The organism is Mesorhizobium sp. M1142, assembly GCF_040318565.1.
In the GTDB taxonomy this organism is placed as follows: Bacteria; Pseudomonadota; Alphaproteobacteria; order Rhizobiales; family Rhizobiaceae; genus Mesorhizobium.
Map to the genome: position 1 here is coordinate 167,249 of NZ_JAMYMK010000006.1, position 14,708 is coordinate 181,956.

14 protein-coding genes and 1 pseudogene are annotated in these 14,708 nt (G+C 61.3%); 7 read left to right on the plus strand and 8 right to left on the minus strand.

The genetic code is table 11. The features are described from left to right. Nucleotides 1–422: 422 nt before the first annotated feature. Together NKH42_RS12670 and NKH42_RS12675 are read left to right on the plus strand one after the other, a co-directional pair. Nucleotides 423–524, plus strand: a pseudogene (locus NKH42_RS12670) (LysR family transcriptional regulator); the annotation flags it as partial. A 97-nt stretch (nt 525–621) separates the two neighbouring features. Then, nucleotides 622–1,962: an IS1380 family transposase gene (locus NKH42_RS12675; protein ID WP_352508064.1), complete on the plus strand. Its 1,341-nt coding sequence runs from the start codon at nt 622–624 to the stop codon at nt 1,960–1,962. Nucleotides 1,963–2,656: 694 nt separating this feature from the next. On the opposite strand, the gene NKH42_RS12680 is transcribed toward NKH42_RS12675, so the two are convergent. Then, a complete protein-coding gene (locus NKH42_RS12680) occupies nt 2,657–3,007 on the minus strand; it encodes a helix-turn-helix domain-containing protein (RefSeq protein ID WP_352566708.1) in 351 nt (116 codons plus the stop codon). A gap of 326 nt (nt 3,008–3,333) precedes the next feature. After that, on the minus strand, nt 3,334–5,157 hold the full coding sequence (gene glmS / locus NKH42_RS12685) for a glutamine--fructose-6-phosphate transaminase (isomerizing) (protein WP_352707415.1): 1,824 nt from the start codon (nt 5,155–5,157) through the stop codon (nt 3,334–3,336). A gap of 336 nt (nt 5,158–5,493) precedes the next feature. Between glmS and NKH42_RS12690 the strand changes: the two genes are divergently transcribed. After that, entirely contained in the window at nt 5,494–5,784 is a 291-nt protein-coding gene (locus tag NKH42_RS12690; RefSeq protein WP_352707414.1) for a hypothetical protein, read from the plus strand. Between the two features lie 176 nt (nt 5,785–5,960). Here the strand turns inward: NKH42_RS12690 and NKH42_RS12695 are convergent, their stop codons facing one another. The 6 genes from NKH42_RS12695 to panB form a co-directional block, all read right to left on the minus strand. Then, on the minus strand, nt 5,961–6,371 hold the full coding sequence (locus NKH42_RS12695) for a DNA -binding domain-containing protein (RefSeq protein WP_084643024.1): 411 nt from the start codon (nt 6,369–6,371) through the stop codon (nt 5,961–5,963). 58 nt (nt 6,372–6,429) lie between these two features. Further along, complete coding sequence (locus NKH42_RS12700) at nt 6,430–6,804, minus strand: transcriptional regulator domain-containing protein (protein ID WP_352484151.1); 375 nt, start codon at nt 6,802–6,804, stop codon at nt 6,430–6,432. A 22-nt stretch (nt 6,805–6,826) separates the two neighbouring features. Then, on the minus strand, nt 6,827–7,459 hold the full coding sequence (locus tag NKH42_RS12705; RefSeq protein WP_352577954.1) for an acyl-homoserine-lactone synthase: 633 nt from the start codon (nt 7,457–7,459) through the stop codon (nt 6,827–6,829). Nucleotides 7,460–7,552: 93 nt separating this feature from the next. Then, nucleotides 7,553–8,278: a LuxR family transcriptional regulator gene (locus tag NKH42_RS12710; RefSeq protein ID WP_352707412.1), complete on the minus strand. Its 726-nt coding sequence runs from the start codon at nt 8,276–8,278 to the stop codon at nt 7,553–7,555. A gap of 94 nt (nt 8,279–8,372) precedes the next feature. After that, nucleotides 8,373–9,233: a pantoate--beta-alanine ligase gene (gene panC, locus NKH42_RS12715; protein ID WP_352756779.1), complete on the minus strand. Its 861-nt coding sequence runs from the start codon at nt 9,231–9,233 to the stop codon at nt 8,373–8,375. Further along, nucleotides 9,230–10,090 (minus strand): 3-methyl-2-oxobutanoate hydroxymethyltransferase, encoded by an 861-nt coding sequence (gene panB, locus NKH42_RS12720; protein ID WP_352707407.1) that lies wholly within the window; start codon nt 10,088–10,090, stop codon nt 9,230–9,232. Before panB ends, panC begins: the two co-directional genes overlap by 4 nt. 172 nt (nt 10,091–10,262) lie before the next feature. Here panB and NKH42_RS12725 point away from each other — a divergent pair, with 172 nt between their 5' ends. The 4 genes from NKH42_RS12725 to nadC all read left to right on the plus strand — a co-directional run bounded on the left by NKH42_RS12725 (nt 10,263) and on the right by nadC (nt 14,664). After that, nucleotides 10,263–11,231, plus strand: coding sequence for an NUDIX hydrolase (locus NKH42_RS12725; protein WP_023722073.1), 969 nt, complete (start codon nt 10,263–10,265; stop codon nt 11,229–11,231). Between the two features lie 66 nt (nt 11,232–11,297). Further along, the gene (gene nadA, locus NKH42_RS12730) at nt 11,298–12,272 is read left to right on the plus strand and encodes a quinolinate synthase NadA (RefSeq protein WP_352707405.1); all 975 of its coding nucleotides are present in this window, start codon (nt 11,298–11,300) and stop codon (nt 12,270–12,272) included. Next, nucleotides 12,269–13,810: an L-aspartate oxidase gene (locus NKH42_RS12735; protein ID WP_352707403.1), complete on the plus strand. Its 1,542-nt coding sequence runs from the start codon at nt 12,269–12,271 to the stop codon at nt 13,808–13,810. Before nadA ends, NKH42_RS12735 begins: the two co-directional genes overlap by 4 nt. Beyond that, complete coding sequence (gene nadC / locus NKH42_RS12740) at nt 13,810–14,664, plus strand: carboxylating nicotinate-nucleotide diphosphorylase (protein WP_352707401.1); 855 nt, start codon at nt 13,810–13,812, stop codon at nt 14,662–14,664. The genes NKH42_RS12735 and nadC overlap by 1 nt, the downstream gene beginning before the upstream one ends. Nucleotides 14,665–14,708: the final 44 nt, after the last annotated feature.

Below are 14,708 nucleotides of genomic sequence, written 5' to 3' on the forward strand. Positions count from 1 at the left end.
TGAAGAAAAGTCGCCGGCCTCCCGCTTTTGCGCCAGCACATCAAGAATCTGCGTGTAAATGGATAGGAACCGTCGTCAAACGTCAGCTAAACGCTGCGACGGTGGGTGCTGTCAGCGTATTCACTCGGCACCTCATATGTAATCGAGATGTTTCATAGCTCCGGACCAGTTGCGATCAACTATTGTACCGGTCCGCCATTCGTCGGAGAGTTCGACATGATCGGAGCGCTGCTTCTCATTCCCAGTACAATCTCCACCGCACGCGACAGATTTCCTCTTTCGGGCTCTTCTCAAGGGACTCGCCACGCGATAGAGGCAGTGATCGGCGCACGTGAGGTCCTGCCAAGTCCATGCGACATTCCGGAAAATTGGTAAAATCGTTTGTTTCAATCAAATGCATCCACGCTATGGATAGCTAAGACATGCGTTTCAAAGGGCTCGATCTGAATCTTCTCGTCGTTCTCGACGCGCTGCTGAGCGAGCGCGGCCTCACGGCGGCGGCACGCCGCATCAACCTAACCAAATTCATGGGGGTTGGTGGATGTGGCGCAAGCCGTTGAAATGACGTAGGATTTGGTTGCCTAAGCCGATCCGAACCATTTCCCGGAGACCACACCCACCATGAACGATCTTGCGCTGCCGCTGAGCGGTTTGTCATCAGTCGGCGGCAAGTCCGTCGTCGCCCGTTTCGACGGCGGCATGCTGTCGTCCAACAGCGGCGTTCTGGCCTTGGCCGATGTGGAAAAGCGGTTGCGGGTGGCCGAGCGTCTGGCGCGTTGCATCGACGATCCGCGCTGCCCGGACCAGGTCGTCCACAGCCTGGCGGACATGATCGGCTTTCGCATGAAGATGATCGCCGCCGGCTACGAGGACGGCAACGACGCCAACCGGCTGCGCCGCGATCCGGTCTTCAAGATGGCCCAGGATGCGCTGCCGTCGGGTCGGGATCTGGCGTCGCAATCGACGCTGTGCCGGCTGGAGAACCTGCCCGGTGTGCGGGAGCTGGTCGCGATGGGGCGGGCGATGGTCGACCTCTACTGCGCCTCGTTCCGGCAGGTGCCGAAGCGGATCGTGCTCGACATTGACGACACCTTCGACGCTGTGCACGGAGGCCAACAGCTTCGCCTGTTCAATGCCCACCATGACGAGTACGGCTTCCAGCCGATCGTCGTGTTCGATGGTGCGGGACGGTTCGTCAGCGCGATCCTGCGACCGGCCAAGCGGCCGAGTGGGGCTGAGATCCGCCCCCACCTGCGCCGTCTGGTGCGGGCGATCCGGATCAACTGGCCGAACATTCGAATCCTGCTCCGCGGCGATAGCCATTATTGCAACCCGCAGGTCATCGACTGGTGCCGCGCCAACGACGTCGACTTCATCTTTGGCCTCGCGCCCACCACGACCCTGCGCAAGCATGTCGCGGATCTGGAGGCCAGCACGACGGCGCGCTTCGAAGCGTCGGCCAAGACAGGCAAGGTCCGCAGGTTCAAGGAGTTCGTTGACGGCGCCGCTAGTTGGAGCCGGGTCGAGCGCATCATCGCGCGGGTCGAGGTCGGCGCCCAAGGTGGCGATATCCGCTTCGTCGTCACCAACCTTGCCGGTGGGAAGGCCAAGGCGCTCTACGAGGATGTCTACTGCCGGCGCGGCGCGGCCGAGAACCACATCAAGTCGTGGAAGACGCATCTTGCCGCCGACCGCACATCCTGCACCAGAGCGACGGCCAACCAGTTCCGGCTATTCCTGCATGCCGGTGCTTACTGGTTGATGTGGGGCTTGCGGGCCGCGATGCCGAGGCGCTCGAGCTTTGCCGTCGCCCAATTCGACACGCTGCGATTGCGCCTCATCAAAATCGCTGCGCGGGTGGTCGAGATGAAATCGCAAATCCGCCTGCACCTGCCGACATCGTGCCCCGACCAGCGCATCCTGCGCATCGTCCTCGATCGCATCCCCCAACTCGCGACATAACGATGGGGGCAGACGCCCCGAAACGAACCCGTCGACCGCAACCTGCAAACCCCCGCCTGCCATCACGACGGAGCAATCCCGGCGCCTGACGAGGCGCGTGGAAAAGCACCGCAACGGCGACCACAACGTCGCTTCAGGCCGTCAAAAGCTTATCGCCGTGCATCAAGGCGGCTAGAAGCGCGCCGGCAGCCTGGCGGGGGGCTTGGGGTTAGACTGCCGGCGCACGCCACTCATGAAGAGCGGCCCCTTTTTGCGGTTCCGACACCCATAGTCAACCCGGCAGCGTCTGGATGCCCGCTGTGCTCTTTTCAGAGCGGCTCGCGATGCCGGCCATGTCGGCCGATCCTGCCTAGGATGGGGGGCCACTCTCGTCGGCCGAGTTGATGCTCCAGCCAGTATCGCCTTGCCGACCAGCATGGGTTCGCCGTTAGCAATCCATCCTCGCGGGCCAATGCTATCGTGCACGTGTCGCAGCACTCCGGGCGGCTATATCGCCTAAGACAGCATGACGAAGCGTTCCAACTTCCTGTTCGGCGAGCCCGTGTGCAGTTCCTGACTCGGACAGTGGACGAGAATTCTCTTGGCGGTACTGCGCCAGAAGGCATTCCCGTCCAACGGAATCAAGCGACGACTATCAGCCGCAAACGTCACATCACAAGAGCGGTCTTCCACCCATTGCAGATTATCCGACTGATCAGGCGGCGTCCGATATGTCCGACTCTGCCTCAAGAATTCCCACAGGTATGGACAGCGATCTCGCTATCCGATTCCGATAGCCCTTATTGTACTTTAGACCCCGCTCGATGTTTTGGATTTCCTGAGCGGCAAGCCCGCACGCGACCGCGAGGTCCTCGATTGAATACCCAAGGTGCTCACGATAAGCGCGGATGATGTGGGTCCCCTGCGACATAGCCGTCAAGACTGGCTCGGGAATGCGCGAATCCTTCATAAACATCTCCAAGAAGATGGGAGCGCCTGACAAATCGGGAGATTTCCTCCCCGACCCTTGGCGCACACCCAGCAAATCAAAAAAATGGACGTCCATTCGGCCGGACCGGCCTCATCCATGGAATGGGCCACTTGAAATTGGCAGCCGGGTCGGAATATGGCGGCTCACCTGCTTCTGATCAAGTTCTAAGAACCTGCCCGCCATGAGATGGCCTGATCGGCTGTAGCGCATTCGACCTGCGATCCTACACGACTCATTCTCCCCGATCGCTTTCTTGAACAGCAACTCGAACTCTCACTGACGCCTCCAGTGGCTATTCGCGGCACCGTCCACCCAGCCTCGCGGACGCTGATACCTTCGACCAATTTCCACCGCCGATGCAGCGAAGATGGACAAGCATCGCCAGCTGTAAAGGTTCACAATCATTCGACCGTGACCGATTTTGCGAGATTGCGCGGCTGGTCTACGTCTGTGCCCATGAAGAGCGCCGTGTGGTAGGCAAGAAGCTGTATCGGCAGCGAGAAGATCATCGGCGCGATAATCTCGTCGACAGCCGGCAACACGAGCGTGTGCATGGTGTTGAGTTTCGATGCGGCTGCCCCTTTTTCATCGGTGATGAGGATAATCCGCCCTCCACGGGCAGCCACTTCCTGCATGTTGGAGACGGTCTTGTCGAAAAAGCGATCATGGGGCGCGATGACGATCACTGGCATGTTGTCGTCTATCAATGCGATCGGACCGTGCTTCAATTCACCCGCCGCATAGCCCTCGGCATGGATGTAGGAAATCTCCTTGAGCTTCAGCGCACCTTCCATCGCTAGCGGGAAACTGGTGCCACGGCCGAGATACAGGACGTCACGACACTTTGACAGTTCGCGCGACAGGAACTCCATCTCCGACTGGATGCTGTTGAGTACCTGGCCCATGACGCGCGGCACTTCGGCGAGGCTCCGGACGAGCGCCTGGAGCTCGTCTTCGGTTACGGTCCCGCGGGCTCTGGCGGCGCCGATGGCAAGTGCGGCTAGAACGGCAAGCTGGCAGGTAAAAGCCTTGGTGGAGGCGACGCCGATCTCCGGTCCGGCAAGGATCGGGAAGACCGCATCGGCCTCCCGAGCGATGGTCGATTCGCAGGCATTGACGATAGCGCCAATTTTCAGCCCACGCTCCTTGCAGTACCTCAACGATGCGAGCGTATCAGCGGTTTCGCCGGACTGCGAAATGAAAAGAGCCGCCGACTGCGGCGACAACGGGATCTCGCGGTAACGGAATTCGGACGCAACGTCGATTTCAACTGTCAGGCGCGCATAGCGCTCGAACCAGTATTTTCCGATCAGTCCGGCGAGATAGGCGGTCCCGCAGGCCGAGATCGCCAAGCTCGGGATCCTGGCGAAATCGATGCCAGAAACCGTGTCGGCGCGATTCTCTATGATGTTGCTATAGTGACGGAGAGCATGGGCGATGACTTCGGGCTGCTCGTAGATTTCCTTCTCCATGAAGTGGCGATGGTTGCCCTTGTTGGCCAGATCGGCCGCGGCCGTGGAGGTATGGCGCGGACGCTCGACGGGATGGCCGTCGAAATCGAAGATATGGGCGCCCGAATTGCCGACAATGGCCCAGTCGCCCTCGATGAGATAGGTAATTTCATTGGTGAAGGGAGCAAGCGCGATCGCGTCGGAACCCAGGAACATCTCGCCGTCGCCGTGACCGATCGCCAGCGGTGGTCCATTGCGCGCCGCCATGATGGTCGACGGATCATCTTCAAAGAGGACAGCAAGCGCATAGGCGCCCCTGAGGCGTTTCAGCATGGCACGCATCGCGTCTTGCCGCCTCATGCCGTCCCGGCGGTGTCTTGCCAAGAGATGCGCGACGACCTCGGTGTCGGTGTCGGTCTGGAACTCGGCGCCAGCCGCCGCCAATTCGTCCTTCAGCTCGGTGAAATTCTCGATGATCCCGTTATGGACGACGGCGACACCGTCGGTAAAGTGCGGGTGCGCATTGCGTTCCGTCGAGGCCCCATGGGTTGCCCAACGCGTGTGGCCGATGCCGATGTTGCCGCTCAGCGGCTCTTCCTTCAGTCTCCTCTCGAGATTGACGAGCTTGCCCTCGGCGCGCCGGCGGTGCAAGGCACCTTCGGTGATCGTCGCAACGCCGGCGGAATCATAGCCGCGATATTCCAAACGCTTCAATGCGTCGACCAACCGATCCGACACCGGCTGTTGCCCAATGATGCCAACAATCCCGCACATGTTCGTCTCCCCATTCTTGCCGGCAGCTTCAGCCCACGCGAGACGGATGCCCATCCGGCCGCGTTCATTCGGGACCTTGTAGTAGTATTCGGTAATATTGGTACAATTGATTGTAGGGATAACTATCATCCACCACATGGATGAGCCCCTGATCTAAACTTCTCGTTGCGCCTGACGCCCTCATGACCGAACGCAAGCCCACACCCCGCGGCACGAAGGACCAATCGGCCATGCGCGACCATCCCGGCTACGCACCTGACACGAAGCGCCGCCGCTCGTAATCACGCGGTGATCGGCGTGATCACAAGCACTGTAGTTAGGCAGCATCAGCGACGCATGATCGGCATCATCATCATCGGCAGCGTGGGCGCCGTCGGCATGATTCACGTGTTCGTCACGTTGATCATAATCATCGTCGCCGCCGATCAAGTTTCTGATTGCCTGCCGCTGTTGACGCCGCTTTCGCCGGTAGAGCTTAGCCCGCGATGGCCTATCAATACGCTGTTGGTCGGCATGGCCGAAACCGAGAGTCAGGCGGCGCAGGCCACAGAGCACGTTCAGCGACCGTTTCAGTCAGCGCCGGCTTTGTCGGGGTTCGTAACGGTCATCAGGATTCTCGGGGCATGAATGCACTATCACGAAAACGTTGGTTCTCAGTGCTTCGTCCGTATTACTCAAACCGGATTCCCGCAGCGGAAGAACTAGGCGCGTGTCACGTCTTGTACAAGGCACAATAGCAGTGAGAAATGGAGATTGATGCCTGCGCGTTTTCGAATAAGACAATCACCAAGCTGTCACCCGAATTACATCAGGAACTGTCTATAGCCGCCGCCCATCAGGTAGCGGCCACGTTGGATGGCGCGACGCACCTGATCGCGAAGATGGCTACCTGGATGAGACCAATCTTCTTCGACACGGCGTCTCCCAAACAGGGCAATGGCGATCTCCTGATGAGATGCTCCCGCAAGCGAGCCGTCCAAAGCCTGGAGCACGATACGCAGACGCGCTCCGCGGGGTTCCGGCGGAAAGCAAGCAGCTGCCAGGCGGCCGCAACCATTGATGTCGTTCAGGAACTGAAGGGCAGCGACATGGAACTTCAGGTGCTGCGGCTGCACGATCGCGTCGACATATAGCCGCAACGGGCGGAGAACGGATGCACCGGAAAGGGCGATCTGCAGACTCCGGCAGTCCTCCCTCAGCAGCACGTGCTGCACGCCGGCAGGTGTCAGCAGGATGTCCTTGCAGCATGAGAGCGAAGAGAGATCAAGCGGTTCAAAATCGTGGTCGAGCCCAACCGGCTCCGCGGCCGCTCGTAGAATACGGGCGCAGTCGCGCGGATCCCAAAAGACCCTTGCCGACGTAGCGTCCGACTGTGGCGCGTCCGCGAAAAAGGAGGCTCCATTGTCTTAGGAAAGATGATCCTGTCGTCAACTCGATTATCTTCATGTCGGCCTGGGCTCCGACAATGCAGGCGGACGGTGCCATTTTGGCGTGGTCGCGCTGGAATTGTGGATTGCGCCGAAGAAACTCCCAGGCCCAGGCAGTGCGTGGCAATCGTCTGGCGTAGTGGTAAGCTTCGTGACGACGCCAGTCCGGCCAGCATACAAGACCGACCGTCGCTTCCTTGGGCAGACCTGCATCCTTCACGGCTCAGGTGTCCACAATGGCGCTATGCCGACGGGCCTAGAACCGGTTGCCACAGTACCGGTCCGCTCAGACGTCCCCTGCTGCGGATGCGCAAAAGGCTCGCGCGGGAAATCTCGAGAAACCCGGCCACCGCCTCCGTTTTGCCGACGGACTTGGGTTGTCCGATGCGCGACAATGGCCACGTCGCGAGGCGAAGGATCCGTTCCATGCGCGTATCCGTCACCGTTACGATCCGGGTCAGATCCTTGGCCAAGCCGAACTCGATCATGCCCGCGAAGAGCTCGTAGGTTGCCTGGGCCAGCCCGCCCGCTGCCTTGGGCGCCGACGGAGGGAGATCGAGCGCGAAACGACTGCTCTCCCATATGTCGGCAGTCGAGGGCACGACGTCAGCACCCAGCAGCACCGGGAACGTGTCGCGCAACATTGTGGGTCCGGTGCTGGGCAAAAGACGCACGCAACCGCGAATTCGCCAGTCGGATCCCTTGAGGAGCAGATAGACAGGCTTCAGACCATCAAACGGGTCTGTTTCCATCTGGTCTTCGGTATCAACTTCCCAATCGAGCCTTTCCTTGAACACCCGAAACCTGAGCCCGTGCATCTCTTTGAGCTCGCTTGCGAACTCGTTGTAAAGGTCTGGTGTTATCAGCTGCATCATGGTCGCCTCCGTGCGGGATGTGTTCCCGCCATGGAAGGGCAAAGCTGGCAGCGATGCAGCCTGTAGAGGTTTACAGCTATCGTGGCCGAAGAATCAGGATCTCGCCTGGCCGGAGGCAGCCAGTCGTGCAACGGCCTGGTTGATCGTTCGAACGCCAAGCTTTGCCTTGGCGTTTTCCAGGTGAAAGGTCACGGTGCGCTTTGAGACGCCGAGAAGCTGGCTGATATCCCAAGCCGACTTGCCGCGCGCCGCCCATTTCAGGCACTCGAACTCCCGCGGGGTGAGCGTTACACCATCCACCACGCGATCGTCGGCGAGCCTGCGCCGGACATGGATATGAAAGTTGATGGCCACCAGCTGCAATGCTTTTTCGTAACGTGTCAGTGACCGCAACAGAGGCGGACGGGACTCGTCGGAAGCAAAGGTCAGGGCAGCAAACCGGCCGCGATGATCATGCATGGACATCGTCAGGCCGCCCCGGATGCCAAACTCAGCCGCACTCTCCAGAATTTGTTGCTGCGAATTCGGCAGACAGTGCCGAGCGCGATCCACACCCCAATCGAAGGTATCCCAGCCTTGCAGCCCGCGCAGGATGACCGGATCAAGACTGTGGTACCGCTGTTGCAGATAACGTGATGTCCAGGATGAAGGATAGTTTGAGATCAATTGCGGGGCGTCGCCGGGGGCCGACGGGTAAGTGAAATAGGCGAATAGCGGAAAATCGAAGCCGGCTGCAGCGGATGCCATTGCCTCACGGAGATCGGCAGCATCAACACTTGCAGACAGTTGCTCGACGAAGTTCTCAAACACGCGATGCATTTGCGCTTTGCGTAACCTCCGTGATCGCTCGATGCCAGGCAGAGACCTTGTTTTAAACGATCCCGGACGGATACAGCGCGTGCCGAGAACCCCGTTAATCTGTTGAAACCCGTGATATTCTGACGTTGTCTATGAGCCGTGTGCCGCCGAGCCAGGCCGCGACAAGCAAGCGTGCAGGTCGGTCAAGGCTTGTCATGGGTCGCAGATCTGCCTCGTCGCGAAGTTCCAGGTATTCGACCTCGCGATAGCCCGCAGCCAGAATTGCTGCGCGCGCTTCGGCAAGCGTTGGCAGGACGGGCGAGCCGCGGGCAAGCCGCTCAGCCGTCTCGAGCAAGACCGATGGTAGCTCGGGGGCAACAGCACGCTCTGCTGGCGAGAGCCGGACATTGCGCGATGATAGTGCAAGACCGTCGGCTTCGCGGACTGTCGGACAAGGAACAATGGTGATTGGAATATCCAGGTCCCGGGCCATACGCCTGACTAGCTGAAGCTGCTGAAAGTCCTTTTCGCCAAAGAAGCCGAAGTCAGCGCTGGTCTGCAGGAAGAGCTTGGCGACGACGGTCGCCACGCCATCGAAATGTCCCGGCCGGAAGGCACCGCACAGGCCCTCGCTGACACCGGACACCGAAACGGTCGTGGCGAAGGCCGCCGGATACATTTCCTCTGCATCCGGCGCATAAAGCAGGTGCGCGCCAAGCGGTGCCAGCTTGGCGGCATCCTCGTCCTCGGTGCTCGGATACGCGGCGAGATCGGCCTGGCTGTTGAATTGCTTCGGGTTGACGAAGAGCGTCACGATCACCCGGTCGGCCTTCTCGAGTGCCGCGCGCACCAGGCTGAGATGACCCTCATGCAGGACGCCCATCGTTGGCACCACGGCAATCCTCACGCCCTCGCGGCGCCATGCGGCGACGATTTGGCGAAGCTGGGCAACGCTCCTGACAATCGGCACGCTCACGCTGCTTCTCCGCTCTTGGTGGCGTCCCCGTCGGCGGGCTTGGGCGCATCGGCAAACACGTGCTCGGCGGCCGGAAACTGGCGCTCCTTCACTTCCCGCGCATAGGCCGCGATCGCAGCCGCAGCGGCCTCCCCCAGTTCAGCATAGCGCTTGACGAATTTGGGCCGGAAGTCGCCGAAGAGGCCCAGCATGTCGTCGACGACGAGAATCTGGCCGTCACAGGCTGCCGAGGCACCGATGCCAATGGTCGGGGTCGCCACCTCCCCGGTGATCCGGCGGGCGAGCGCCTCGGGAACCTTCTCCAGCACGACCGCAAAGGCGCCCGCTTCGCTCACCGCAAGCGCGTCGCGCCTGATGCGCTCGGCATCCCCGCCTCTGCCCTGCACGCGGTAGCCACCGATGGTGTTGATCGCCTGCGGCGTCAAGCCGACATGGGCCATGACCGGCACGCCGCGCGCGGCGAGGAAGCCGATCGTCTCTGCCATCGTTTCGCCGCCTTCGAGCTTGACGGCCGCGCAGCCGGTCTCGGCCATGACGCGCGCGGCATTGCGGAAAGCCTGCTCGGGGCTTTCCTCGAAGGAACCGAACGGCAGGTCGACGACCATCAGCGCCTGCTCGAGGCCACGGCGCACGGCCTGGCCGTGAATGATCATCATCTCCAGCGTCACACCGAGCGTCGAGGGCAGGCCGTGGAGAACCATGCCGACGCTGTCGCCGACCAGCACCACATCGCAATGGGGATCGACAAGCCGGGCGACTGGGGTCGTGTAGGCGGTAAGACAGACGAGCGGCGTCCCACCTTTGCGCGAATGAATATCCGGCGGTGTGATCGCCTTGGTGTCACCAAACGCACTCAATGGACCCTCCTTCCCCAACGTTACCAACCGCGGGTGTCGCGTTTGCCACATTTTTGTGCAAGTGCGAAGAGCTAAAAATGGCCGTGCAGCTGTGCGGTGTTGACGTGCGGACAGGCGCGCTTACATTTAATCGATTCAGGCGCTCCCGAGCTGGCCAACCACTTTCGCGAACATGGACGATCAGGCAAAAGGACCCAGGAAAGACAGAGCCGCCGTCAAGGCCGACGAAGTCAAAGTGGACCTGATCGCCTTTGTCGTCGCCGTAAACGACAGTGAACCCTGTGTCCTCACCATCGGCCAGGCGGACACCCTGCCCTCCGGACCATTTGCGCTTGAGCACCGATCGCTGCAATCCGGTTTGAGGGGGTGGGTCGAGCAGCAGACCGGCCATCCGCTGGGGTATATTGAGCAACTCTACACCTTCGCGGATCGGGATCGCATCGGCGCCGAGCGCCAGCAGCGCGTCATCTCCATCAGCTATCTCGCATTGACCCGCAAGGAACAGGCAGCTGGCTCGCCCAAGTGCGGCTGGCAGAGCTGGTATGAATATTTTCCATGGGAGGACCACCGCTCCGGCACGCCTCCGGTCGTGCTGGACGTTCTGCGACCGCGCCTGATTGAATGGGCAGACGGCGTCAGCGACGCGGCCACGCGACGTGAACGCTGGCAGCGGGCGACGATAGCCTTCGGCTTCGACGACCGCCTTTGGAACGAGGAACTCACGCTTCAACGCTATGAGTTAGTCTACGAAGCAGGCCTGGTCCAAGAGGCCGGAAGCGGACGGGACGCGACGCTGCCTCCGCTGGTGCCTAGCAAGTCCATGGTCGCCGATCATCGCCGCATCGTGGCGACCGGCATTGCGCGGCTGCGCTCCAAGATCAAATACCGGCCGGTCGTCTTTGAGCTGATGCCGCCGGTCTTCACGCTTTTGCAGCTGCAGCGAACCGTGGAGGCGCTTGCCGGCAGGCTCGTGCGTAAGCCGAACTTTCGCCGGCTGATCGAGCAGCAGGAGCTGGTCGAAGAGACCGGAGAGGCAACCGCGGAGACCGGCGGCCGGCCAGCGAAGCTTTACCGGTTCCGCCACGCCGTTCTCGACGAGAGGGTCATCGCCGGGACAAAATTGCCGCTGGCGCGGGGTTGACATCGCTTATACTCACAGCAAGTATATGCTGGTTATTTTCAACTAGAGTATAAGCTGGAGGGGTCGATGAGCGCCATGCTGCCTGCGACCGCGTTTCTCTACGAGCGCGTCCGACGAGTGATCCCGCCGATCGAATGGCCGGCTTTCGTCGAGGATATCGAGGCGATCATTGCACTGAAGCGCGAGCGCAACGCCATCATCCTGGCGCACAACTATCAGACCCCCGAGATCTTCCATTGCGTGGCCGACATCGTCGGCGACAGCTTGGCACTGGCCCGCACGGCTGCGACGATCGAGGCGCAAGTCATCGTGCTGGCTGGCGTACATTTCATGGCCGAAACGGCCAAGCTGCTCAATCCGCAAAAGACGGTGCTCATTCCCGACCTGCGGGCAGGCTGTTCGTTGGCGGAATCGATCACGGCAGAAGACGTGCGCTTGATGCGCCAGCGTTATCCCGGCGTGCCGATCATCACTTATGTCAACACGTCGGCCGAAGTGAAAGCCGAGTCGGATATCTGCTGTACATCCGGCAACGCCAAGGCGGTCGTCCAATCCCTTGGCGTTCCCCGGGTGATCATGTTGCCGGACGAATATCTGGCCCAGAATATCGCCGCCCAGACCGATGTGCAGATTATCGCCTGGAAAGGGCATTGCGAGGTGCATGAGCGCTTTACACCGGCCGACATCCGCGAGTTGCGCGAAAGCCATCCCGGCGTGATCGTGCTCGCGCATCCCGAATGCCCGCCCGACGTCGTGGCTGAAGCAGATTTTTCCGGCTCGACCGCTGCCATGTCCGACTATGTCGACAGGCAAAGGCCGGCACGTGTCATGCTGATGACCGAGTGCTCGATGAGCGACAACGTCGCGTTAGCGCACCCAGAGGTCGAGTTCATCCGGCCCTGCAATTTGTGCCCTCACATGAAGCGGATCACGCTTGCCAACATCCGCATGGCGCTCGAGCAGAACCACCATATCGTAACCATCGAACCCGGGATCGCCGGGCGCGCGCGGCTTGCGGTCGAACGGATGCTGGCAATTTGAGCGCCGATGTCCGCAGCTTCTTCGGGCGGCCCATCATCATCGGCGGCGGCATCGCCGGATTGATGACCGCGCTTCAACTGGCGCCGGAGCCGGTGCTGCTTCTGTCCAGGACGCTGCTGGGAGCTGACAATTCGAGCACGTGGGCACAGGGTGGTCTGGCTGCAAGTTTCGGCGAAGACGACGATCCGGAACTGCACCTGGCCGATACGCTTGCCGCCGGGGATGGTCTCTGCGACACAGACGTGGCGAGCCGCATCCTCCAAGCCGCGCCCAAGGCGATAGAGGGGCTTGCGCGCTTTGGGGTTCCCTTCGACCGTACGTCGAAAGGATCACTGTGCCTCGGATTGGAGGCCGCACACAGCCGACGTCGCATCGTTCATGCGCATGGTGACGGCACCGGGCGTGAGATCATGCGTGCCCTGATCGCGGCTGTGCGTTCCACTCCGTCGATTGTTGTCGTGGAGGGCGTGGAAGCGCGCCGACTGGCGGTGCGAGAGAATGCGATCCGAGGCGTCTGGGCGAGCTGTTCGATCGGACCTGTCTTCTTCGGCTCACGGCGGGTCGTCCTCGCCACCGGTGGGATCGGGGGACTGTTTCTCGACACCACGAATCCTTCGGGCAGTTGCGGACAGGGCCTGGCGCTTGCGGCCCGCGCTGGAGCTGTCCTTGCCGACCTCGAGTTCATCCAGTTCCACCCGACCGCGCTTGACGGCCCGGAACGCCCTATGGTGCTGCTCAGCGAGGCCGTCCGCGGCGAAGGTGCTGCCCTGATCGACGAAACCGGCCAGGCTTTTCTCCAGAGCGTGCCAGGGGCGGAACTTGCGCCTCGTGATGTCTTGGCGCGCGCCGTCTGGAACCATCTTGCCAACGGCCACCGTGTTTTTCTCGACGCGCGGCAACGGCCTGGCCCGGAATTTGCTCGACACTTCCCGACAATCGCATCAGCCTGTCGTGGAGCCGGCATCAATCCCGCGCGCGATCTCATCCCCATTCGTCCGGCCCAACACTACCACATGGGTGGCGTTGCCGTGGACGGCTCCGGTAGGACCTCCGTCAAGGGGCTGTGGGCCTGCGGCGAAGTCGCTTCGACAGGACTGCATGGCGCCAACAGGCTCGCCAGCAATTCCTTGACCGAGGCCGCCGTGTGCGCGCGCTGGGTCGCTGAAAGTGTCGCCGGAACGCCTGCTCGCAGAACAAAGCGTGCGTTTGCGGACGTTTACCCATCGCCCGCGCCGACACCCGTGCGTGTTTTCCTGTCGCGTGCACTGGGCATCGTCCGGGATGGTGAAGGTTTGAAAGCAGCCGCATATACCTTGTTGCCGCTCGCCGAAAGCAAGGACGCGGCCTCGGATCCGGCGGCTGTCGGGCTAATGATCGCGGTTGCCGCCCTGTTGCGCGAAGAAAGCCGCGGCGCTCATTACCGGACAGACTTTCCTCATCATGCGACTGTCGCCCGACGGTCCGAAATCACCCTCGAAGCCGCTTTGGCCGCTGCGCGGGAACTCGGACACTCGCCAAGGCTCGAAGGGGCAAAGTGATGACGTTCTCACCGCTTCCCACGGTCATGCTTGAGCCGCTTGTAAGGGCAGCTCTTCTTGAAGACCTTGGCAGAGCCGGCGACTTGACCACGGAGGCCATCATCCCGAAGGCACACCAAGCGGGAACCGTGCTGGCGGCGCGCCAGTCCGGAGTTGTCGCCGGCCTCGATCTGGCGATGCTCGCTTTCCGCTTGATTGATCCTGATATCGAAATCTCGGTGGAGCGGGCAGACGGCTCCAATGTCATGGATGGAGAGGTCATTGCATCAGTGGTTGGCCCTGCCCGGGCCATTCTCACAGCCGAACGGACGGCACTCAATTTTTTGTGCCATCTGAGCGGCATCGCTACAGCAACGGCATCGATCGTCGCCGCGGTTCGTGGATATGGCGCGAAGATCGTCTGCACGCGCAAGACGACGCCCGGATTGCGGGCAGTCGAAAAATACGCCGTGCGCGCAGGTGGCGGATCCAATCACCGCTTCGGCCTCGACGACGCAATTCTGATCAAGGATAACCACATCGCCATCGCAGGCGGCGTTCGCCCGGCGCTCGAGCGAGCACGAAGACGGGCCGGTCATCTCGTCAAGATCGAGGTCGAGGTCGATACGCTGGCCCAGTTGGAGGAGGTACTTGGCTTCGCTCCCGATGCGGTTCTGCTCGACAACATGTCCCTCGCCGATCTTCGCCGCGCCGTCGCAATCGTTGGCGGCCGTGCTATCACCGAGGCTTCTGGCGGGATCGCATCCGATACAGCGCGAGCGATTGCCGCGACCGGCGTCGATCTGATTTCGGTCGGCCGCCTGACCCACAGCGCGCCGATCCTGGATATCGGCCTCGACTATTGGGGCTCATGATTGTCTGAGGAACGAACAGGATCGAATCAACTGTCCTTTCCGAT

Bases quoted from the DNA above. Each gene is read 5' to 3' on its own strand.
- nadC (WP_352707401.1), top strand. From the start codon at position 13,810: ATGACGTTCTCACCGCTTCCCACGGTCATGCTTGAGCCGCTTGTAAGG.
- NKH42_RS12705 (WP_352577954.1), bottom strand. From the start codon at position 7,459: ATGATGCAGCTGATAACACCAGACCTTTACAACGAGTTCGCAAGCGAG.
- NKH42_RS12675 (WP_352508064.1), top strand. From the start codon at position 622: ATGAACGATCTTGCGCTGCCGCTGAGCGGTTTGTCATCAGTCGGCGGC.
- NKH42_RS12690 (WP_352707414.1), top strand. From the start codon at position 5,494: ATGATCGGCATCATCATCATCGGCAGCGTGGGCGCCGTCGGCATGATT.
- NKH42_RS12680 (WP_352566708.1), bottom strand. From the start codon at position 3,007: ATGGACGTCCATTTTTTTGATTTGCTGGGTGTGCGCCAAGGGTCGGGG.
- NKH42_RS12710 (WP_352707412.1), bottom strand. From the start codon at position 8,278: ATGCATCGCGTGTTTGAGAACTTCGTCGAGCAACTGTCTGCAAGTGTT.
- glmS (WP_352707415.1), bottom strand. From the start codon at position 5,157: ATGTGCGGGATTGTTGGCATCATTGGGCAACAGCCGGTGTCGGATCGG.
- NKH42_RS12725 (WP_023722073.1), top strand. From the start codon at position 10,263: ATGGACGATCAGGCAAAAGGACCCAGGAAAGACAGAGCCGCCGTCAAG.
- nadA (WP_352707405.1), top strand. From the start codon at position 11,298: ATGAGCGCCATGCTGCCTGCGACCGCGTTTCTCTACGAGCGCGTCCGA.